General features: G+C 56.3%; 6 protein-coding genes. All 6 read right to left on the bottom strand.

Going from position 1 to position 6,721, the window contains the following annotated elements:
* Positions 1-37 precede the first annotated feature (37 nt).
* Positions 38-988: a glutathione synthase gene (gene gshB / locus HMPREF9538_RS23110; RefSeq protein ID WP_009484128.1), complete on the bottom strand. Its 951-nt coding sequence runs from the start codon at positions 986-988 to the stop codon at positions 38-40.
* Positions 989-1,008: 20 nt separating this feature from the next.
* Positions 1,009-1,740: a 16S rRNA (uracil(1498)-N(3))-methyltransferase gene (rsmE, locus tag HMPREF9538_RS23115; RefSeq protein WP_002916597.1), complete on the bottom strand. Its 732-nt coding sequence runs from the start codon at positions 1,738-1,740 to the stop codon at positions 1,009-1,011.
* A 91-nt stretch (positions 1,741-1,831) separates the two neighbouring features.
* Positions 1,832-2,539 carry a deoxyribonuclease I gene (gene endA / locus HMPREF9538_RS23120; RefSeq protein ID WP_002916589.1) on the bottom strand — a complete coding sequence of 236 codons (708 nt, stop codon included), beginning with the start codon at positions 2,537-2,539 and terminating at the stop codon, positions 1,832-1,834.
* 94 nt (positions 2,540-2,633) lie between these two features.
* Positions 2,634-3,134 (bottom strand): SprT family zinc-dependent metalloprotease, encoded by a 501-nt coding sequence (locus tag HMPREF9538_RS23125; protein ID WP_009484127.1) that lies wholly within the window; start codon positions 3,132-3,134, stop codon positions 2,634-2,636.
* A 77-nt stretch (positions 3,135-3,211) separates the two neighbouring features.
* Entirely contained in the window at positions 3,212-4,606 is a 1,395-nt protein-coding gene (locus HMPREF9538_RS23130; RefSeq protein WP_002916587.1) for a sugar porter family MFS transporter, read from the bottom strand.
* Positions 4,607-4,986: 380 nt separating this feature from the next.
* A complete protein-coding gene (gene metK / locus HMPREF9538_RS23135) occupies positions 4,987-6,141 on the bottom strand; it encodes a methionine adenosyltransferase (RefSeq protein ID WP_004149807.1) in 1,155 nt (384 codons plus the stop codon).
* Positions 6,142-6,721 lie beyond the last annotated feature (580 nt).

The following is a 6,721-nucleotide window of genomic DNA, read 5'->3' as shown; positions in this document are numbered from 1 at the left end:
CGCTGCGCCAAAAGCGGACGTTGGTCCGCCGTCGTGCTTATTTATCGATACGTCTTTCGATAGCGTCCATCAGCATACCGGTGATCGAAATATCCGGGAAGGCGGCTTCGATTTCGCGTACGCAGGTGGGGCTGGTGACGTTAATTTCCGTCAGACGGTCGCCGATGATATCCAGGCCGACGAAGATAAGGCCTTTGGCCTTCAGCGTCGGGCCGACGCGGCGGGCGATTTCCCAGTCGCTTTCGGTCAACGGGCGGGCTTCGCCGCGGCCGCCGGCGGCCAGATTGCCGCGGGTCTCGCCACCCTGCGGAATTCGCGCCAGGCAGTAAGGCACGGGCTCTCCATCCACTACCAACACGCGCTTGTCGCCATCTTTAATGGCCGGCAGATAGTTCTGCGCCATGCAGTAGCGTCTGCCCAGTTCGGTCAGCGTCTCGGCAATCACCCCAAGGTTTGGATCGCCGGCTTTAACACGGAAAATAGAGGCGCCGCCCATGCCGTCGAGCGGTTTCATGATGATATCGCCGTGCTTTTCCCAGAAGGCTTTCAGCTGGGCTTTATTGCGGGTGACCAACGTTTCCGGAGTCAGTTCAGAGAACCAGGCGGTGAACAGCTTCTCGTTACAGTCGCGCAGACTCTGCGGCTTGTTGACGATAAGCGTGCCTTTCTCTTCCGCTCGCTCCAGGATGTAGGTGGCATAAATAAATTCGGTATCAAACGGCGGATCCTTACGCATCAGGATGACGTCAAGGTCCGCCAGCGGCAGATCCTGCTCGCCGGTGAAGTCATACCATTTATCGTAGTTCTGTTCGACGCTCAGCGTGCGCGTCCGGGCGCGGGCTTCGCCGTTGATCAAATAGAGGTCGTTCATCTCCATATAATGGAGTTCATAGCCGCGACGCTGCGCCTCCAGCAACATAGCGAAGCTGGTGTCTTTCTTGATGTTGATGGTTGCGATGGGATCCATCACGATGCCGAGCTTGATCATGGTTCTTCTCCGTTAACGCCTCAACCTAAGTCGCCAAAACGCACCTGTAGGGCGGTGATGGCGGTGAGCGCAGTAGTCTCTGTACGCAGAACGCGCGGTCCCAACAGGATATCAGTAAACTGGTATTGCGCGGTCATCGCTATCTCTTCAGCCGACAGCCCGCCTTCCGGGCCAATCAGCAGACGGACGCGTTCAACCGGCAGCGGCAGCGTGTTAATGCTGGCGCTGGCGCGCGGGTGCAGGTTGAGCTTCAGCCCGCTGTCCTGCTCGGCGCACCACGCCTCCAGCTGCATCGCCGGACGTATTTCCGGTACCACGTTACGACCGCTCTGTTCGCAGGCGGCAATAGCGATTTTCTGCCACTGCTGGATCTTTTTCTGCAAACGTTCGGCATCCAGTTTAACGCCGCAGCGCTCGGAAAACAGTGGCGTTATGAGGCTTACCCCGAGTTCGATCGATTTCTGGATGGTGAATTCCATTTTTTCGCCGCGGGACATCACCTGGCCTAAATGGATATGCAGCGGCGATTCCCGATCGTCAGGTTCGCCACTGAGCACCTCAACCGTAACGTTTTTCTTACCGGCCTCGGTGATGACCGCGTCAAACACCTGGTTACTGCCGTCAAAAAGCTGTAGGTGCTGACCGGCGGTCATGCGCAGGACGCGGCCGACGTGGTTGGCCGCGTCATCGCTCAGCGCGATCTGGCTGCCGACAATGAGGCGTTCTGGATGATGGATGCGAGGAATGCGCATGCTTGATATTCCGTTCGTTGCGCAGATGCCAGCTTCCCGCCATCGGGCGGGAAGCACAGGGCTGCAAATTAACAATTGCCGCTAGTGTAGGTTAGCTCTTTTGCGCCTGGCAAGCCTGCTGGACATACGGATTATGGTTGCCCTGCACTTTCGCGATGCGCTCATCACGTTCACATTCCCAGGCGGTGACCGGGTACTGTTTATTCCAGGCGGTAAACAGCTGAGTTTGCTGGCGGGAAAGATTCAGCTGATAGCGGTCGCGCATATAGAAGTAGGTGCGGGCGATGGCGCCGCGAGCGCGGGCAGGGGGCTCGGCGATTTTATCTTTAAAATCGACCTTCATGGTGCACTGGCCGTACTGGCCTTCACCGCCGTTCCACTGGCTGTACATAAAGTTGCCGCGATCGCCATTCACTTCTCCCACCGCCGGCTGCAGGTTGTGCATATCGCTTTCCATCTTGCGGTATTCCGGATCTTTGGCGCAGTTTTTACGTCCACCCTCCTGCCAGCACTGACGCTGATGGCCGAACTGCCATGCCGGCACTACGTGCTCCCATTCAACCCGGCTGGCGCGGTTCTCATTTTTACGCACTTTATAGCCGCAGGATTCCAAATCGATAACGCCTTTTTTCCCCTGCCAGTCGATTTTACAGCCGCAATAAAAATCGCCCGGAACGTCGGCATTCACTTTGACGCCAGCGGCTTTGGCCTGGGAAAAACTATTAATACCAGCGGCCGCAAGCGGACCACTGACTGCCGCGCTCAATACCGCTACGGCTAAAACATGCATACGGGACATCGTTAACTCCGTGTCAAAACGAGCCCGCAACGTAGCGAATGAGGGTGCCGGATGCAATCAGTCAGATCAGAAAGTTTCTAATTAATTCCGATGGTTATTTTTCAGCCACCAGCAGATCGCCGCAGCGAACGCAGCGGTAGGTGGCCTCGCCGCGTACCACCCGGTTATGGCGACGGACGGTGAGCTGGTGCTGCTGACAGCGACAGCGATAGGGGAAGGTGTTCTGGCGGACCGAAGCGAGTTCAAAGCGGTGGGTGCGACGCGCGGGAACGCCAAGGACGCTCTCCATCATCCATTTCCACTCTTTCCCGTGCGGCGCGACGCGGCCGAAATGCTGCCAGACCAGCAGGTGCGCCAGCTCATGCGGCACCACTTCATCGATAAACTCCCGCTGATTTTCCAGCAGCAGCACCGGGTTTAAACGAATTTCGTTTTTCTCCAGCCAGGCGGTGCCGGCGGAAGTACCACGCTGCTGGTAGACCAGCGTCGGTTCCGCATAGCGGCGTTCCAGCTTGCGATTCGCATTGGCGAGATGCTCCCGCATGCTGCGCATGACGGCCTGCTGAATAGCGATGGGAATACGGGGCGTTTTCATAGCGCCAGAGGATAGTGCGGCGGAGGGGGGAGAGCAAGAGGAAGCTTCCTCCCGGGATGGGAGGAAGCTCAGGAAGGTTAATCGCGGGCACCGATCTCGCGCAGTGGACGACCCTGCATCAGGTTACGTTCAATATGTTCCAGCGAGACGTTTTTGGTTTCCGGGATCAGCCACAGCGTCAGCAGGATAAACAGCACGTTCAGACCGCCGTACACCCAGAAGGTATTGGCGCTGCCCAGCGAGTTGAGCATGGTCAGGAAGGTGGCGCCGACAATCATGTTGGCAATCCAGTTGGTCGCTGTGGAGCAGGTGATACCGAAGTCGCGGCCTTTCAGCGGCTGGATTTCGGAGCACAGTACCCAAATCAGCGGGCCGGCGCTCATGGCGAAACCGACGATGAACATCAGCAGCATCAGGACGGCGATGTACTGGGCGGTAGAGGAGTGAATGCCGATGTGCATCATGGTACCCAGGACGCCCATACCCGCGGCCATCACGATAAAGCCAAGGATCAGCGTCGGTTTACGGCCCCAGCGGTCGACCAGACCGATGGCGATAAAGGTGGCCAGCACGTTAGTCAGACCGACGATCACTGTCCCCCACATTTGCTCAGTGGTGTTGGCATAACCCGCCAGCTCAAAGATCTTCGGCGCGTAGTACATGATGACGTTCATCCCGGTGAACTGTTGCATCACCTGCAGCAGGATGCCGAGGAACACCGCGCGGCGGAAGTTGCTGTTGTCTTTAAACAGCGACCAGCCGGACTGTTTTACCTTCAGGCTTTCACGGATTTCATCGAGCTCGCGTTTCGCTTCGGCGCTGGTATCGCGCAGGCGCAGCAGCACGCGTTCCGCATCGACAAAGCGACGTTTGGCGGCGAACCAGCGCGGGCTGTCCGGCAGGAAGATAACACCGATCAGCAGCAATACCGCCGGAATGATGATAACCCCGAGCATCCAGCGCCATGCGCCGCTGTAGCTGAAAGCGGTGTCAGAGAGATAGGCGCCAAGGATCCCGATGGTGATCATCAGCTGGTACATGGAAATCATACTGCCGCGAATTTTTTCTGGGGCGATTTCCGACAGATACAGCGGAGCCGTATATGAGGCGACGCCCACCGCCAGGCCGAGCAGCACACGGGAAACCAGCAGGATCTCGACGTTTGGCGCGGCGGCAGAGAACAGCGAACCGGCGACGAAGAGGATGGCGCCGATCATCAGGCTCTTTTTCCGGCCCAGTTTGAAAGAGAGCCAGCCGCTGCCGACCGCGCCGACGGCAGCCCCGAACATCATGGAGCTGACCACCCACTCCTGGGTGTGGGCGGAAATCTGGAACTCATTGGCAATAAAGGGTAAGGCACCCGCAATAACACCGATATCAAGGCCGAACAGCAGGCCAGCCAGCGCGGCGAGGAAACAGACGAAGAACGTCATAGTCTTGTTCGAACGCCCTTGTTTTTTGTTGTCAGGCATAACGCCCTCCAGTTGAGTTATTGATTCTGTCGATGGTTAGGGTAGGACACTCGTCGGTAAAAAAACGTGACTATAATCACGGCTGTGTAATCGTTTCCACAAAGGTAAAGAAACGTAATTCATTAAATGCTTTTTAAATCAGCAATATAAACAAGGATAGACGACATTTTGAAAAACGGTAATCAGAGTTGACCGAAACAATATGTAACATTGTGAAAAATGGGTACAGGAGATAGCGTCTTTGGGCAGAAGGTGACAGTCTTTACTATGTAATCGCTTTCATTTTGTGGCGGCCGCGCGTTGAAATGGGGGCGCAGAAAAGGGGGGCGTAAATAAAAAGGCCAGCGCGAGGCTGGCCTTGAAGAGAGGAAGCGCGGATATTATTTCAGACCGGCCGCTTCCCGCAGCAGCGCCGCTTTGTCGGTTTTTTCCCATGGGAAATGTTCGCGACCAAAGTGACCGTAGGCTGCGGTTTCTTTGTAGATCGGGTGCAGCAGATCCAGCATCTGAATCAGGCCGTATGGACGCAGGTCGAAGAACTCGCGCACCAGCAGGGTCAGCTGTTCAGAAGGCACTTTCTCGGTGCCAAAGGTTTCCACCATGATGGACGTTGGTTCTGCAACGCCGATAGCGTAGGAAACCTGAATTTCGCAACGATCGGCCAGGCCTGCGGCAACGATGTTCTTCGCCACATAGCGCGCCGCGTAGGCTGCGGAACGGTCAACTTTAGATGGATCTTTACCGGAGAACGCGCCGCCGCCGTGGCGAGCCATGCCGCCGTAGGTATCAACGATGATCTTACGACCGGTCAGACCGCAGTCGCCCATCGGGCCGCCAATAACGAAACGGCCGGTCGGGTTGATGAAGAATTTGGTGGACGCGTTGAGCCATTCGGTCGGCAGAATCGGCTTGATGATCTCTTCCATCACTGCTTCCTGCAGGGATTTCTGATCGATATCTTCCGCGTGCTGAGTCGACAGAACGACCGCGTCGATGCCGACGATTTTGCCGTCGTCATACTGGAAGGTCACCTGGCTTTTCGCATCCGGGCGCAGCCACGGCAGGGTGCCGTTTTTACGCACTTCAGCCTGACGTTGCACCAGACGGTGAGCGTAAGTCACCGGCGCCGGCATCAGCACGTCGGTTTCGTTAGTGGCGTAGCCAAACATCAGCCCCTGGTCGCCGGCGCCCTGTTCCAGCGGATCGGCACGGTCAACGCCCTGGTTAATGTCCGGAGACTGTTTACCAATGGCGCTCAGTACGGCGCACGAGTTGGCGTCAAAGCCCATATCGGAATGCACGTAGCCAATTTCGCGGACGGTGTTGCGGGTGATCTCTTCGATATCAACCCATGCGCTGGTGGTGATTTCGCCGCCTACCAGCACCATGCCGGTTTTGACATAGGTTTCACATGCGACACGCGCTTTTGGATCCTGCTCGAGGATCGCATCCAGCACGGCATCGGAGATTTGGTCAGCAATTTTGTCAGGATGCCCTTCTGATACGGACTCAGACGTAAAAAGGTGTTTTGCCATATTTTATTTCACCTGTGGACGATTCGGATAGCTCATACTGTTGTGTAATGTGGCTTTGGTGGATAATCAGCGCAAAGCCGCGCAGGTAGCGACACGAGCAGTCTGAGTGTTAATCAGTATAGACGGATTAACTTCTGGACGGCCATTTTAGGTCAAATCTTGAGCCCATTTCCAGCCTTTTTTGATGGCGGTCGCATTTATGGGAAAACCCGCCTGGCAAAATTTCCTGACAACCGCGCAAACAGGCACATTTTTATTTTGCTTTTTACCCCGCTTCTCGGTATAAAACGCCGCGCGCGGCTCATTAAAAAAGCGCACGGGGCATGGCCCTGTGGTGCCACTTCCAGCCGGGTTAAGCAGTCTGTATTTACAGAATCTCGCAGCGGCGTAGCGCCTGTTGCCCGGTATGTATAGCTTTGGCTTGTCGCCGACCCTGTCGCAGGGCGGTGTGGAGGTGATACCAGATAATGAACCAATGTTTTTCGTTTGATTCGTCGCGTCGTTCTGTCGCGCGTCAGCACTCCGCAACCTGCATCTCTCTCATGCAAACCAGCCGATGTTCACCCCATCTCGGCGCTTC

Origin of the sequence: Klebsiella sp. MS 92-3 (genome assembly GCF_000195655.1) — a bacterium.
Lineage (GTDB): Bacteria > Pseudomonadota > Gammaproteobacteria > Enterobacterales > Enterobacteriaceae > Klebsiella > Klebsiella pneumoniae.
Note: the sequence above shows the minus strand (reverse complement) of the source record. Positions and strands in the feature narration are given on the sequence as shown.